Origin of the sequence: Lacticaseibacillus saniviri JCM 17471 = DSM 24301 (genome assembly GCF_001311785.1) — a bacterium.
GTDB classification, from domain to species: domain Bacteria; phylum Bacillota; class Bacilli; order Lactobacillales; family Lactobacillaceae; genus Lacticaseibacillus; species Lacticaseibacillus saniviri.
On sequence record NZ_BBBX01000008.1, the window covers coordinates 1 to 14565 of the forward strand.

The following is a 14565-nucleotide window of genomic DNA, read 5'->3' on the forward strand; positions in this document are numbered from 1 at the left end:
TCTGCTCGTACGCGACTTTTACGTCCTAAACGTGCGCCACCACACTGTCTGTTCCGCCTAACCCAACTAGCGCCAATTGCACAAACCGCAATTACTGCGCTAGTTTCGTTAGTGCTCACAGCCAAGACGTGTGGTGTTACACTCTTCTCTCCTTACATATCGCCGCGATCCAACGCATACAGCTGCTGGTAACGTGTGTTAGTAGCTGCTAAGTGCTGCGGTGTGCCGTCCATCGTGATGTCGCCATCTTCCAGGAACAGCACCCGATCCATTTTACCGACGCCCTGCAAGTGATGTGTAATCCATAAAATAGTTCGATCCGCTAATGCCGAGAAAATCGTATCGATCAGCGCCTGCTCGGTTTCTGGATCGAGTCCCACGGTTGGCTCATCGAGCAACACAATAGGGGCATCTTGCAGCAGGATGCGTGCTAACGCCAAACGCTGTTGTTCCCCACCAGAGAAACCAAATCCGGCTTCGGACATTAAGGTATTGATGCCTTGCGGTAACCGGTCAATTAAGCGGCCCAATTGCACCGCATCCAGTGCCTGCCGAATCTCTTCATCCGTTGCATCTTCATTCCCCAGCCGCACATTGTTTGCGATGGTTGTTTGGAACAAGAACGGTTGCTGGTCCATCACCGCAAATAATTGCGCGCGGTGGGCTTGATAGTGCATCACCGATTGATTATTGACCAGGACATCACCACTGGTTGGCGCGAGGTCACCGAGCAACAGTTGCAGCAGTGTGGTTTTGCCCATGCCACTGGGCCCCAGCAACGCGATGTGCTCATGGGCGTGCAGCGTCAGATCGATATTGTTGAGCCGCAGCGCATCATCCGCGTCGTAATGAAAACTGACTTGTTTTAACTGCAGTGTCTCAAATGATGTCGGCAATGACAGCTGTTCAGGCAAGTCGCGTGTCACCTCGTGCATGCTATTGAGATGCACCAAACTAGCCGAATACCGTGGCAAGTCACCCGCTGCCTGGCCCAAACCACTGTACGCTTGGTTGAGTGGGAAAAGGACCAGAACAAAGGCCGCCACCCAGTTGGCCATGCCAGCGGTCTGCGTCCAGTAATCATTCGTCCAGACAATCAGACTCACCGCAACGAGCCCGAACAGGAGTTGACCAATCAGATTCCGGCCACGCTTAAAGCGGTCACTCTTGCTGGTCGATGCCGCCAATTCGCTGGTGGCTTTGGTCATCGTGGTCATGAAGCGATCGCGCTGTTGGCCAATCACCCAGTCATTCAAACCCAACACACCGTCCGTCAATGTGACGTAGGCGGTTTTATTTAAGGCTTGTTGCTGCTTTTGCCGGGAACGTTCGACGAAGTAGCTCCACACGGGCACCAGAATCATCTGTAAGAGTAATAAGAAAAGCACCCAAAGCGCAAACAACCAGTCGAACCAGCCGACCATCAGCGTGAAAATCAAGGTCACGCCGGCTGCCACGATGGTCGGAAAAATGGTCCGTAAGTATAGATTTTGTAAGTGGCCAATGTCATCTGATAGTGCACCGAGTACGGCACCGGTTTGCTGATGTTCCTGAACAAAAGCAGCATCGGTTGCCAACACGGCATAGAGTTTCTGGCGCAGATGACTGGTAATCCGTAACACCCAGTCATGGCTGGTCAATCGCTCCAGATATTGAAAGACTGGGCGGCCAATCCCAAAGCCACGGGTCAAAACAACCGGGACGTAGATGGCCGCAAAGACGGGCATCGTCGCACTCTTACTGATGAGGTAGCCCGATGTGAACATCAAGGCGCCGGCACACATGAAGGTCAAGATACCCAGCGACAGTGACGTCCATACCAAACGCTTATAGCGCGCCAAATCGGGACGCACCCATTGATCGTGTTTAAACATCAAAGTCACCTCGCAATTTGGTCATCAACTGTTGATACTCCGGATCTTGTGCCAATTCTGCTGGCTTGCCCTGCATGGTCACGCGGCCATCCGCCACCACAATCACCCAATCCATTTGATTGAGCCAGTGCAGGCGGTGCGTCGCAAAGATCACGAGGTGCTGATCAAACAGCGGCACCATGGTTTGCTTGAGTTCCGCTTCGGTTTCGATATCCAAGTGCGCAGTGGGTTCATCGAACAGCCACACGCGCCGTTGGGAATCCAACAAAGTCCGCGCCAGCGCAATCCGTTGCGCTTGGCCGCCACTGATACCGCGACCCCCCTCACCGATTCGTGTTTGCAGGCCATCTGGCAACGTGGCTAACCAGCTAGTCAATCCAGCCGCATTAACGGCCGCTTGCACGGCGGCGTCATCCGCATTGGGTTGATAGAACCGGATATTATCGCCGACACTCGCCGCAAAAATATAGGGATGCTGCGGAATGTAACTGACCTGTTGTTGCCAAGCGGGTTGCCCGAGATGGGGCAGTGTGTGACCCAACACGTCAATCGTGCCACTCTGAGGTGCAAGAAAGCCGCCGATGAGACTGAGCAATGTAGACTTACCCGCGCCGCTTGGACCAACAATGGCCACCTTTTGATAGCCGTGCAGATCGATGTGATCCACCGACAAGCCGGCTTGCTCATTGTAAGCGAGATTGACATCTGTCAGTGTGAGATCACTATCCGCCTGCCACTCCGGCAATGTGAGTGCCTCTTGTGCCTGATTTACTGACTGATCGAGCACCTCAAAAACCGCGTTCATCGCATTTTTGCCATCAAGTGTCGCGTGGTAATCACTCCCGAATTCTCGCAGTGGGGTGAAATATTCTGGTGCTAGAATCAGTGTCGCCATCGCGGGCAGTAACAGAATCTTGCCGTTCAATAAGTCGAGCCCGAGGAAAACAGCAACCACCGCAATCGACAGCGTCGTGAAGAAATCCAAGGCAAAGCTCGACAGATTGGCAATGCGCAAGACAGCCATGGTTTGCTTGCGATAGGTTTCAGACACCGCAAACACATTCTTGGCGTACTGGCGGCTCTTCCCTACCAGTTGCAGCGTGCGCAACCCGCGCAATGAGTCGATGAAGTGATTGCTCATCTGCTCGAAGCCCGCGTACTGCGTCTCCGCCGTGGTTTTGGCGGCGAGACCCAGAATCACCATGAATAAGATAATAATGGGAAACATCAGAATCAAAATAATGCCGGCGCGTAAATTCAAGAACAACACAAAGACCACCAATACCCAGGGAATAATACTGAGGTTGAGGGCTTTGATCAAAATTAATTGCAAATAGTTTTTGGTTTCAGGAATCCCATCAAGTGCCAATGTGACCATTTTACCGGTACCGGATTGCGCCACCGCGCGTGGTCCCAGTAAATAGAGTCGCTCCAGCAATTGTTGCTGCAACGCCTGACTCTGGTTCGCAGCGAAATGATCGGCCAGCGTCTCCTTGCTCCAGTTGAGCAGCTGGCGCAACGCGTAACAGATGATGAACGCGATGAGCGGACTCACAATGGCGCTAAAGGGCTGTCGCTGCCAAGAGTTGGTGATGGCAATGGCCAGAAAATAACCTTGGCCTAAAACAACAAATGCTTGCAGAAGCGTTAGCCCTGCAAGCATCATCATCACTTGACGGATACCTGACAACCGGAAAAGTTGTTTATCAAGCATGAGTTATCCTTCCCGTGGTTGGACCCGTTTATGAAAGACTGTGTAGCTCCAAATGAAGTATGCAAGCGCGATCGGCAATAAGACAGCCGTCACGCCGGTCATAATCGTCAATGTTAATGGACTTGCGGATGCATTTTGAATCAAAATCGAGTGACTCGCATCTGTCGCAATCATGACGCGTGGGAACAGGCCATTAAAAATCAAAACGATGACCAAAGCCAAATCCACGCCGCTAGCGATAAAGGAGAGCAACTCGCGATCCTTAATGATGCCGTATTGACTCACGGCAGTTGTTGCAACCAGCAAAATCACAATCAAAATGGTTGAGATTGGCCGAGCGCTGAAGAAGTCCGTGCGCCATGCAACTAATGCTGCAAAGACAACCAGCCCAGCGTATAACAGGTAGATCAACTTTTGATTCTGTTGCCGTGCCCGTTCACGCAGCGCGCCAACCGTCTTCAACCGAATGAAGTTCAAGCCGTGGATGTACATCATCAAGACAACGGCCACACCCCCAACAATCGTCAATGGATTGAGTTGGTCATACAAGGTTGGGAACACGTTGCCCGCTTTATCGATTGGCAGTGGTTGGATGATGGCGGTAAAAATCATGCCTAAGATGAATGGTGCCATCAAGCTACCGATAAAGAGTGCCCAACGCCAGATTGAGCGACCGCGTGGTGTTTCGGCATTGGCAGAAAATTCAAATGACACACCGCGCAGAATCAAGCCGACCAGAACCAAGAAGAACAGGATGTAAAAACCTGAGAACAGACTCGCATACCAGATCGCATAAGAGGCAAACATGGCCCCGCCAGCTGTTACCAGCCAAACCTCGTTACCGTCCCAGTGTGGCCCGATTGTTGCAATCAATTGGTCGCGTTCGGATTCATTTTTAGCCAACAAGCGTGTGGCCAAACCGACCCCAAAGTCAAAGCCTTCAAGGAAGAAGAAGCCGATGAACAGCACGGCCAAAATGATAAACCATAAGAGTTGTAAGAACGTCATTTGCTAAACGCCTCCTTTGCAAATGGATCCGTGGTGGTGCCGTAATCTGTTTCAAGATCGGCATCGGGACCCTTACGCAGTGTTTGACGTGAGTAGTAGACCATCACGCCACCCAGCAGGCTGAATAATAAGAAGTAGACGATATTAGTGAACCACAACTGACCCGCCGTCGTCGTTGGGGAAATCGCATCGGCAATGGTGTACAAGCCGTAGACCGTCCAAGGATAGCGACCCAGCTCGGTGACAAACCAACCGGCTGAATTAATGATGAATGGCAAGAAGGTCGCCACACCCATCACGTAGAGCAACCAGCGCTGCTTGAGCAAGGTGTTCTTCTTTGGCCGTGAGAACCACAGGCCGAGCACCGCAATCAATGCGAGCAGCATCCCGCCACCGGCCATGACCCGGAAACTCCAGAACAAGGTCTTGGCAGGCACGTAATAATTCATATCCTTACCGAACTGCTTATCATACTTGGCATGCAGTTCCTTGTTGGCGGTATTCATCCCCTTAACACTACCGTTCAGGCGGTGATAAGAGAGCAAACTCAGCAGATAAGGAATTTCGATATTGTCTTTGACCTCGTGCTTGTCGGTGTCGATCAATTCAACAACCGCCCAAGATGCCGGATCACCGGTATCTTTATAAATCCCTTCAGTTGCCGCAAACTTCATTGGTTGGTCCTTGATGATGAATTGGGTCTGTAAATCCCCCATCCCCATCGCAGCAACAACGGAAATCAAACCAACAATCAGGCCAACGCGTAGTGACTTAGTGTAGAAGTCCACGTGGTCTTTTTTCAGTAAGCGCCATGCGGCCATCCCGGCTAATGCGAAGCCGGCCGTGGTGAACGCACCAAAAATCACGTGCGGAAATTCAACCCACAACTGCGGATTACCAATCACGGCACCAAAGTCGACCAACTTCACACGCCCCGTGGTTTGATTAATCGCAAACCCGGTTGGATGTTGCATGAAGGCATTCGCGGAAAGAATCCAGATGGCGGATAAGGTTGTCCCTAGCCAAACCAACCAGATCATTGCTGCGTGCAATGCCGGCTTGAATCGATCCCAGGTGAACATCCACAAACCGATAAATGTGGACTCCATGAAGAATGCCAGTAACGCTTCGATGGCCAGTGGCGCACCGAAAATATCACCCATGAATCGTGAATAATTAGACCAGTTCATCCCGAACTGGAATTCTTGAATAAGACCCGTAACCACCCCAACAGCAAAGCTCAGCAAGAAGATCTTGCCCCAAAACTTTGCCATTTTGAGATACTGGTCATCCTTCTTCACAACGTACATCGTTTCCATAATCGCGGTGAGTAACGCCATCCCGATTGAAAACGGCACGAAGAAGAAGTGAAAGACGGTTGTCATCGCGAATTGGAATCGTGCGAGTGACAAGACGTCGATTGCTCCCATTATCATGATATCGCCTCCAAAATCTATTAACCCCCATAGTATACGATTAAATCGCACACAGTCCCAATGAAAAGGGCTTCAATCAACGAATTACTTTGTGAATTAATGGCGGCACCACAGGTACATTGCTGTCGATGGTATACGCTTGCTGCACCTGAGCCGCGATGGCACTCACATCTTCTTGGTTCGCGTGAATCATTGCCAAGGTGTCCCCTTCAGAAACCGGTGTCCCCAGTTTCTTGTGTAAGACTAAGCCCACAGCCAAATCGAGCGCCGCATCCTTCTTGGCCCGGCCGCCGCCCAGTTGCATCACGGCCACACCCAGTGCATTGGTGTCGATGCCAACCACATAGCCGGCACGTGGCGCTTTGACCGCAATCTTATACTGCGCTTGTGGCAACAATTTTGGATTATCGACCACAGCTGGATCACCGCCCTGATCCTGAATCAGTTGTTTGAACTTCTTCAGGGCGCGACCATCGCGCAGGGCATCTTCGGCCAATCCGATCGCAACTTCAAGACTCGGTGCTTTTTGCCCCAATACCAGCATCTGGGCCGCGAGTTTAATCGTGAGGTCGCGAACATCTTTTGGTCCCTGATTGCGCAAAATCGCGATGGATTCCGCGATTTCGAGACTGTTCCCAATTGTGATACCCAGCGGTTGGCTCATATCCGTCAATAGCGCCACACTATTAACGTTGGCCTGCTTACCAATTGAAACCAGCGCCTCGGCAAGCTTGGTCGCATCTTCTTCGGTCTTCATGAACGCCCCATTACCGACCTTCACGTCAAACACCAATGCATTCGTACCCGATGCAATCTTCTTACTCATGATGGAACTCGCAATCAATGGAATGGATTCCACCGTGCCGGTCACATCCCGTAGCGCATAGATGCGGCGGTCTGCCGGTGCCATATCACCGCTGGCTGAAACAATCGCCTCGCCGTGTTCTTGCACCAGATCGACAAACTCTTTCTCGCTGAGGTTGACGTTAAAGCCGGGAATACTCTCCAACTTATCGAGCGTCCCACCGGTATGCCCCAAACCACGACCGCTGATCATTGGAATGGGCACGCCCAAACTAGCGACAAGTGGTGCCAGCGGTATGCTAATCTTGTCGCCAACACCACCGGTACTGTGTTTGTCGACCTTAATCCCCGGAATCTGGTCCAGGTTCAAGACATCCCCTGAGTGCAACATCGCAAAGGCCAACTGTGCCTGTTCGGTATCTTCCATGCCATTAAAATAGATGGCCATCAACATGGCACTCATCTGATAATCGGGAATGGCATCGCTGACGTAGTTATCAATCATCCATTCGATTTCTTCCTGTGTCAGTGTTTGTCCGTCGCGCTTTTTGGTAATCAAATCGACCATTCGCATCAAATCACCCTCAATTTCCTTTTATTATTATATTCGTGGTGGTAAAAGAAAGCCTGTACATCTGTATTGTAACAGTATTCCGGCTTGAATTCAGCCGTTTGCTGGCCTGAATGAGTGAATGCAAAATAAATCAGGTGACGGTCTCATCTATCCCCATAAAAACCATCACCAAATTCTTAACCAATCATGAACAACTCTGTGCTAAACTCAATCGAAAAGGGGGCTTTCATTTTGAATGAAACTGAACTGCATCGCTTGAGCAAAACCGAACTCCACTGTCATCTCGACGGTTCCTTGTCGCTGTCTGCCGTTCGCCGATTGGCCGCACTCGCAGACATCGCGATTCCAGAAACCGATGAGGCCTTGCGTCACTTGGTTACGGCGCCACCGGACGTTGAATCCCTTGGTGACTATCTCAAGACGTTTGATTTCATTCGCCCACTCCTCCAAACACCGGAAGCACTTGAATTAGCCGCTTATGACGTGATTGTGCAAGCCGCTGAAGAAAATGTACGTTACATCGAAGTGCGCTTCGCCCCTGAATTGTCAATGGACCAAGGCATGACCGCAACAGCCACCATTGAAGCCGTTTTGGCCGGCACCAAACGGGCCATGGACGCATTCGATATTCAGGCAAACATCTTGGTATGTGGCATGCGCCAATCACCGCAGGCCGTGACTGAGGCAATTTTCAAAGAAACACAGCCCTTCGTGGGGCGCGGTGTCGGATCGGCCGATTTTGCCGGAAATGAAATTGATTTCCCCACGGCATCCGTAACCGAAGCGATTCAAACCGCGCAACAGCTACATATTCCATTAACCTTCCACGCCGGTGAATGTCACTGCGCACAAAATATTGCCGATGCGATTGCGCTCGGTATCCGCCGCATCGGCCACGCCACCGCGAGCTTCGACCAACCCGCATTGATTGACCAGATTGTCCAAACGGGCACAACTGTTGAGCTCTGTCTGACCAGCAACCTGCAGACCAAAGCGGCCCACAATCTCAGTGAGTTTCCTTACCAAGCCCTCAAACAAGCGGGCGCAAAAATCACCATCAACACAGATAACCGCACGGTGTCACACACCACTCTCACTCGTGAGTACTGGCAATTTCAGCAGCTCTTTGGGACAACCAAAGCGGACTTCTTACGTTTCAATCTAAACGCGGTGGATGCAGCTTTCATCGATGAGGCCAACAAGACCACACTGCGCGAACGATTGATGAAGGAATATGAATAGAGCGCGACAAACCCCGGTTAGCAATCGAGTACTAACAGGCTTTGAAGGACATGGTGGTCTGCGCCATGTGCGAAAAGCGAGTTAGACGGAGATTGTTGGGGATTGGAGCGCGTTTATGCTGCTAACCCACATGATTCCAAGAAAACCACAAAAGAAAAGAGAAAAACAATGACAACAACTTTAATTACTGGCGCAGATCGCGGCATGGGCTTTGAGCTTGCCAAAGAATTGGGTGAAAATGGCCAGCATGTTTTGGTCGGCGCGCGTAATCAAGAACGCGGTATGGCCGCAGTTGACGCCTTGCGGGAACAAAAGATTAACGCTGATCTTATTTTGATTGATGTCACCGATGACGCAAGTATCGTAGCCGCACAACAGACAATCGCGTCAAAGTTTGGCAGCCTCGATATTTTGATTAACAACGCTGGTCTCACATTGGACAATTGGGAAAAGCCATCCACGTTGGCACTCGACAAAATCCGTGGTGATTTTGATGTCAACTTCTTCGGCCTCGTTTCCGTTACTCAACACATGTTGCCACTGTTGCGGCAATCCACTAGCGCCAAAATTCTGAATATCTCTAGTGCTGTGGGGTCGCTCACCATTGCTTCTGACCCTACCAGCAGTGTATATCAACACCCTTCTTTTGGTTATCAAGCCTCCAAAGCGGCCGTTAATATGTTCACGATCGATCTCGCTAATGAATTGAAGGATACGCGCATTACAGTGAATGCCGTCAATCCTGGCTGGGTGGCCACAGATTCAGCTGTTGGTGGTGGTCCTAAGACAATTGAAGAAGGCGTGGCCCGCACCGTCGAACTCGCACTTCAACCAGACAATACAGTCAATGGCACTTTTTCAGATGTCGACGGCATCGTTCCTTGGTAATAGCAAAAAATCCCCGACAAACAATTGTGTTTGTCAGGGATTTTTTGATTACTGTTTAGAAATAGTCATACAACTGGCTGCGTTCGTGTTTAAATGCTGCACTCAGTTGGGCGATTGCTGAAGCTTCACCGCTAACTCGTTCCAGTGCTGCCAATTGTTGCAGCGAGCGTACACCGAAACTGGCTTGCACCAGTTGTTCCTGGCGCAATTGAATATCGCTCGGCGTTTCATCACTCACCCGCGCCATCTGGCCTTGGCCATCCGCAATAGCGAGCTGCCACTTACCATTGTTAGCCACGATATTATCATCCGTAATCTCGAGAATCACAGGTGCCAAGGCATCGATTTGATAAGGATAGCGATTCAAGAAGTCGGCAACATCCACAATGCGCGCCATCATATAAGGTGCAATGGTCGTTTTGAGGTGCCGCGCTTCGGGCACAAATCATATTGCAGTTCCGGGTCAGCCGTTTGGATACTAAAATCCTCAAATGCCGTTTGATGGGCACCAATGAAGCGCCACAAAGCCCGAAGACTCGCCACATCATTGGCGAAACTCTCGTGCACCGTCAGCGTCGGATAGTTGCGCGAATAGATGATATAGCCGCTTACGGCATCATTCAAATAAGCCAAAGCCACTTCATACTGAGGCCGATGCACGCGAATATTGTCCCACCACCAGTCTTCGCGAATCACGCCGCCTTTTTGGTTGCTGATTGATTCGCATAAATGGCACTCATCGCGGGAATCGCATCCGCAAATGGTGTCCGTACAACTGTCGCTGGGCTCTTCGCAATCCGCGGAAAGTCTCGAGCCGCAATCGTATGTGTTGTCATCGTGAACGCATCCTCATAGCCAAAGCGCCGATAAAAGGTCGATGAAAATGGTGCGAGGTAGGATACCGTCACCTTATGTTGTTGCATCTCATCAAACGCCGCCGTCATCAATTGCCCGATACTGCCTTTACCGGAAGCTTCTGGATAGCTTGCCACATACCCAATCCCGCGCATGGCATAGGTGGTGCCATGGAAGTTCACATCAAATTTGGTCGAAAGAAAGCCACTATCTAATGGCTCACCTGTCCCAAATGCCGCAGAGTGATCATAGAGCGATTGAAACGCCTGATCGCGATTCGGCGTGCTGGGCAGATTGAACGCATATCGTGCGAGTGCATAGAGTTCAGCCTCGTCTTGTGCCGTGAGTTGTCGAGTTGTCATAATGACCTCCTATTCATCGTTATTATTAGTATAGACCAATAAGCGCAGTGGTGAAAGTGGTTTCATGACTTAATTAATTCATTAACAAATCATCGGAGTATCGTCACATTTTCTTCCGCCAATGATCCGATTTGCTGGATAAGATGGAATCATCATAAAGAAAGGTTGATGCCTCATGTTACTCAATACTAGTGATATTCTTACTGCACAGCTTACTGCCATTCAATATCCCAACATCACTGCCGAAACGGAATCCGGTCACCAGATTTTGATTCAGACCAATCAAAAACAGCGCAAAGATCCCCTCTTTTGGGAATCAATGCGCGCGATTTTGAAAGCTCAGTTGTGGATTCCAGTATCCAAACAATGGCATCAACTTGTCGCCACTGACTGGCTGGCTACCATGCCGGTCGAAAGTTAAGCTTGCCAAGCTACCAATTGATTGGCAGCCAGCAATAAGGACAGAACAGCATCCTTAGATAATGCCTGCTTCACGATGTCTGTGTGACCCGTTGAAGCAGCAGCACCAATCACTTCCAAGCCGTACTTCAACAAGTTTAAGTCCTTCTTGGCACTATACTTAGGTTCAAAAACAGGTTCGTGATTGTAGGTAAACTTGATTTCATCTTCATTCACTTGCCCATCAACATGGTTCACCATAATACGATCTTGGGTTGCCATCAATGGCGCCTTATCGTCAGGCAGGTTCAGCTTGTGGTCCGATTCGGACTTGTAGTAAGTCGCTTGGGTTTGATTTAAGTATTGCTTTGCAGGTTGATCTAATACTGCTAAGTAATCGATAGCTTCCAAAACGGTTGCCAAGTCGAGTTTGGTCTGCTTATCTAAAATCGCCTGGTTTTTTCTTCCAACCAATCGGCTAATTGACTGATTCCGAACTGATCCATATCAAAATGTCCTCCAGTTTCATGACTTTTCGCCCCATTGTAGCATTTTTCATAGTGGTGCGACCAGTCTAATTCGTGAAGCGCATTGTTTTATCTTACAAAAATAAGTGTATAATTGTCTTTGGATAGATGGGAGCCGCAACCGATGAGACGCATCCGCGGTCGAACCACTATCTCGCGCAGAATCACAATCAAAGGGGGAATGGTCATGTCAACGACGATGTTACCGATTTTTGATTATCGCGGTCAGCCAATGAAGCTTCAAACCAAGCGAACGTACCGCTTGCGTGTCAAGAATGGCTATATTCTCGCATTACTGCCACAACAGCACCAAGTTAAGTTACCCAATCTTCTTAACGTTCAAAAAGCGAGCTAAAAAACAGAGTGTGACAAGTCCCGGTCAGCAGTCGAGTACTAACAGGCTTTGATGTACATGGCGGATTGTGCCATGTACGAAAAGCGAGTTAGACGGAGATTTTTGGGACTTGGAACACGTTTAGAGTGCGAAGCCACACGGTTTGGCTGTGAGCACAAAAAATCAGCGATACAACATCATGTTGTATCGCTGATTTTTGTTGCAATAGCAATTAAACTTGTTCTCTGTGCCAACCCTTGAGATGGTCATCAATCAGCCCAGCTCCCTGCAAGTAACTGTAGATGGTCACCGGTCCCACAAAACTTGAAGCCGCGTTTCTTCATATCTGCGGCCAGCTTCACCGACAATTCAGTCTGGGTTGGAATCGCATCAGGTGATTCCGGCTGATTCACAATCGGCTTAAAATCCACGAATTGCCACAGATAGTGGTCAAAACTACCGAATTCTTGTTGGACCTTAATCACAGCCTGTGCATTAGTGACGGTTGCCGCTAACTTGCGATAATTGCGAATCAGCGCCGGATTTTGCATCAACCGGTCGATGTCATCTGGCATCATTGCTGCAACCTTTGCCACGTTGTAATTGTAAAACGCCTGATTGAAAGCATTGCGTTTCTGTAAAACGGTACGCCAATTCAGCCCCGCTTGATAGGTCTCCATGCTCAACAATTCAAACAACTCGCGATCATCGTGCTTGGGAACGCCCCATTCATGATCGTGATAGTCTTTCAGCTCTGGTGATAAGTTCCCCCACCACTTAGCCTGCTTCGATTCGTGATGTTCGATGTTTTCCGTGAGCTTCTCAGTTTCATCTGCCATGGTGACACCTCCGTTATTACCTATAGATTACGCCATCTTAGTGAGAAAAGATGACAATCTGTCTCTTCTCTTACCAAGAGGCCAAATAAAAAGCGCAACGACACTTAATATGTGTCACTGCACTTTTATATTGGAAATTGTATAAACGCGCTCCAAGGCCCAACATAAATGCGTTCACCCACACTGTCTGTTCCGCCTAACAAAAACTAGCGCCAATTGCACAATTCGCAATTTAGCGCTAGTTCCGTTAGTGCTCACAGCCAAACCGTGTGGGTTCGCGCTCTAAACGCGCTCCAAGTCCCAGCAATCTCCGTCTAGCCACTTTTCACTCGTGCCATGACTGGCACCACGCTCAAAGTCTGCTAGTACTCGATTGCTGACCGGGACTTGTCGCGCTCTTGTTACTTTGTCTTCACAATCAACACATCACAAGGTGCTGTCCGGTTAACGTATTCAGTGACGGAGCCCACCAAGACACGTTCAACGGCATTCAGCCCTGTTGCGCCAATCATGATCAAGTCGTTCTTGTGATCATGTGGGAAGTCTGTTGCGATAACTGTCTTAGGATTCCCGAACCGAACGTGAATCGCAGTGTCAGTTAATCCTTCTGAAGCAGCCTTGTCTTGCAACCCAGTGAGGTAATCTTGTGCATCCTCTGTGAGTTGATAGACAGCGTCGCCAGAAATCATGCCACCGTAACTACCAATAAATTGCTTGGTATCGAGCACATTCAAAATATCTAGGTGCGCGTGGTTAGCCAGCGCCACCTTGACTGCCTTTTCAAATGCTAGTTCTGATTCTTTTGAGCCATCAACTGGAATAAGTAAGCGTTCATATTCTTGATCCATGAAATCACATCCCTTGTCTATATATGTTAAGCATACGGCTCTCAGCGCAACAAACAAGTTTTGAATTTGCAAGATAAGGTAATTAAATGACAAGTAAATGAGACCACTTTATACCACTACTCGCTAGTTATTATCTATGTTTTGCGTGATTTGTTGGCGTGCAATGGCATTCTCAAGGCTGCAGTTTTTTATATCGATAAAAATCAGTCATTTTTCCTGTTATCAGTTGCAATTTATGCTGAATGTGGTTAAATTAAGCTTTGTATCAGTGTGCCGAAAATTCTCTTGATACACGAATAATTAGAAATGTGGTGAACAATAATGGCTCAAGCTGTTGGTAGCGCAATGCGCCAGATTCGCAAGAACCGCGGCGAATCAATCGTTGACGTCGCAAAAGCAACACATACCTCACCCGCTAGCTTCACGAAGTGGGAAAATGACCAAACCGTTCCTAGTGAACGCAGTATTCGCAAGTTAGCTGAATACTACAATATTGATCCGCTCGAACTTCTCGCCTTGGCATACCCCGATAAATATGCACCACTCCAAGCCGAAAAGCTCGAAGAAGCGAAGATTAAGACCATCCGCGTCGAAGACATCTTCGATAACGATACTGTTTTATCATATAACGATAAACCTCTATCAGCGACGGCCAAGGCAATGATTTCTGCTTTCATTTCCGGAATGATTGTCAACCGTGCGGAATAAACTTTAAAGTCACCCCGATTGGTGGCTTTTTTGTTTGCGCAAAAAACACCACTGACCAACGAGTGGCTGTCGCAATTCATGACCTCGAATGTTACGATTATAGAAGGAAATAAGTAAACTCAGAAAGGAAGTCTGCACACGACTTTGCTGTGC

General features: G+C 49.2%; 14 protein-coding genes and 2 pseudogenes. 5 read left to right on the forward strand and 11 right to left on the reverse strand.

Going from position 1 to position 14565, the window contains the following annotated elements; all coding sequences use genetic code 11:
• Window positions 1–152: 152 nt before the first annotated feature.
• From cydC to JCM17471_RS05465, 5 genes are all read right to left on the reverse strand, one after another.
• A complete protein-coding gene (gene cydC / locus JCM17471_RS05445; protein ID WP_054777115.1) occupies window positions 153–1874 on the reverse strand; it encodes a thiol reductant ABC exporter subunit CydC in 1722 nt (573 codons plus the stop codon).
• Complete coding sequence (gene cydD / locus JCM17471_RS05450) at window positions 1867–3588, reverse strand: thiol reductant ABC exporter subunit CydD (RefSeq protein WP_054777116.1); 1722 nt, start codon at window positions 3586–3588, stop codon at window positions 1867–1869. Before cydD ends, cydC begins: the two co-directional genes overlap by 8 nt.
• A gap of 3 nt (window positions 3589–3591) precedes the next feature.
• Entirely contained in the window at window positions 3592–4596 is a 1005-nt protein-coding gene (cydB, locus tag JCM17471_RS05455) for a cytochrome d ubiquinol oxidase subunit II (RefSeq protein ID WP_054777117.1), read from the reverse strand.
• Entirely contained in the window at window positions 4593–6029 is a 1437-nt protein-coding gene (locus tag JCM17471_RS05460) for a cytochrome ubiquinol oxidase subunit I (protein ID WP_147661017.1), read from the reverse strand. The genes cydB and JCM17471_RS05460 overlap by 4 nt, the downstream gene beginning before the upstream one ends.
• 79 nt (window positions 6030–6108) lie before the next feature.
• Window positions 6109–7410, reverse strand: a complete 1302-nt coding sequence (locus JCM17471_RS05465) for a pyrimidine-nucleoside phosphorylase (RefSeq protein ID WP_054777119.1) — start codon at window positions 7408–7410, stop codon at window positions 6109–6111.
• A gap of 231 nt (window positions 7411–7641) precedes the next feature.
• On the opposite strand from JCM17471_RS05465, the gene add reads away from it, so the two are divergent.
• Together add and JCM17471_RS05475 are read left to right on the forward strand one after the other, a co-directional pair.
• Entirely contained in the window at window positions 7642–8652 is a 1011-nt protein-coding gene (gene add, locus JCM17471_RS05470) for an adenosine deaminase (protein ID WP_054777120.1), read from the forward strand.
• 168 nt (window positions 8653–8820) lie between these two features.
• Window positions 8821–9540, forward strand: a complete 720-nt coding sequence (locus JCM17471_RS05475) for an SDR family oxidoreductase (protein ID WP_054777180.1) — start codon at window positions 8821–8823, stop codon at window positions 9538–9540.
• A gap of 55 nt (window positions 9541–9595) precedes the next feature.
• On the opposite strand, the gene JCM17471_RS05480 is transcribed toward JCM17471_RS05475, so the two are convergent.
• From JCM17471_RS05480 to JCM17471_RS05490, 3 genes are read right to left on the reverse strand one after another with little or no spacing between them, the layout of a single operon-like run.
• Window positions 9596–9982: a sterol carrier protein domain-containing protein gene (locus JCM17471_RS05480; protein ID WP_162208361.1), complete on the reverse strand. Its 387-nt coding sequence runs from the start codon at window positions 9980–9982 to the stop codon at window positions 9596–9598.
• Window positions 9937–10236, reverse strand: coding sequence for a GNAT family N-acetyltransferase (locus tag JCM17471_RS05485; protein WP_054777122.1), 300 nt, complete (start codon window positions 10234–10236; stop codon window positions 9937–9939). Before JCM17471_RS05485 ends, JCM17471_RS05480 begins: the two co-directional genes overlap by 46 nt.
• Entirely contained in the window at window positions 10233–10757 is a 525-nt protein-coding gene (locus tag JCM17471_RS05490) for a GNAT family N-acetyltransferase (protein ID WP_054777123.1), read from the reverse strand. The genes JCM17471_RS05485 and JCM17471_RS05490 overlap by 4 nt, the downstream gene beginning before the upstream one ends.
• A gap of 175 nt (window positions 10758–10932) precedes the next feature.
• Between JCM17471_RS05490 and JCM17471_RS05495 the strand changes: the two genes are divergently transcribed.
• Window positions 10933–11178: a hypothetical protein gene (locus JCM17471_RS05495; RefSeq protein WP_054777124.1), complete on the forward strand. Its 246-nt coding sequence runs from the start codon at window positions 10933–10935 to the stop codon at window positions 11176–11178.
• Here JCM17471_RS05495 and JCM17471_RS05500 read toward each other — a convergent pair.
• A pseudogene (locus JCM17471_RS05500) lies at window positions 11175–11662 on the reverse strand (hypothetical protein). The gene JCM17471_RS05495 and the pseudogene JCM17471_RS05500 sit on opposite strands and share 4 nt — an antisense overlap.
• A gap of 208 nt (window positions 11663–11870) precedes the next feature.
• On the opposite strand from JCM17471_RS05500, the gene JCM17471_RS14440 reads away from it, so the two are divergent.
• Window positions 11871–12038: a hypothetical protein gene (locus JCM17471_RS14440; RefSeq protein WP_162208360.1), complete on the forward strand. Its 168-nt coding sequence runs from the start codon at window positions 11871–11873 to the stop codon at window positions 12036–12038.
• 211 nt (window positions 12039–12249) lie between these two features.
• Here the strand turns inward: JCM17471_RS14440 and JCM17471_RS05505 are convergent.
• Together JCM17471_RS05505 and JCM17471_RS05510 are read right to left on the reverse strand one after the other, a co-directional pair.
• Window positions 12250–12856, reverse strand: a pseudogene (locus JCM17471_RS05505) (DNA-3-methyladenine glycosylase I).
• Window positions 12857–13257: 401 nt separating this feature from the next.
• Entirely contained in the window at window positions 13258–13704 is a 447-nt protein-coding gene (locus JCM17471_RS05510; protein WP_054777125.1) for a universal stress protein, read from the reverse strand.
• Between the two features lie 318 nt (window positions 13705–14022).
• On the opposite strand from JCM17471_RS05510, the gene JCM17471_RS05515 reads away from it, so the two are divergent.
• Window positions 14023–14412: a helix-turn-helix domain-containing protein gene (locus tag JCM17471_RS05515; RefSeq protein WP_054777126.1), complete on the forward strand. Its 390-nt coding sequence runs from the start codon at window positions 14023–14025 to the stop codon at window positions 14410–14412.
• Window positions 14413–14565: the final 153 nt, after the last annotated feature.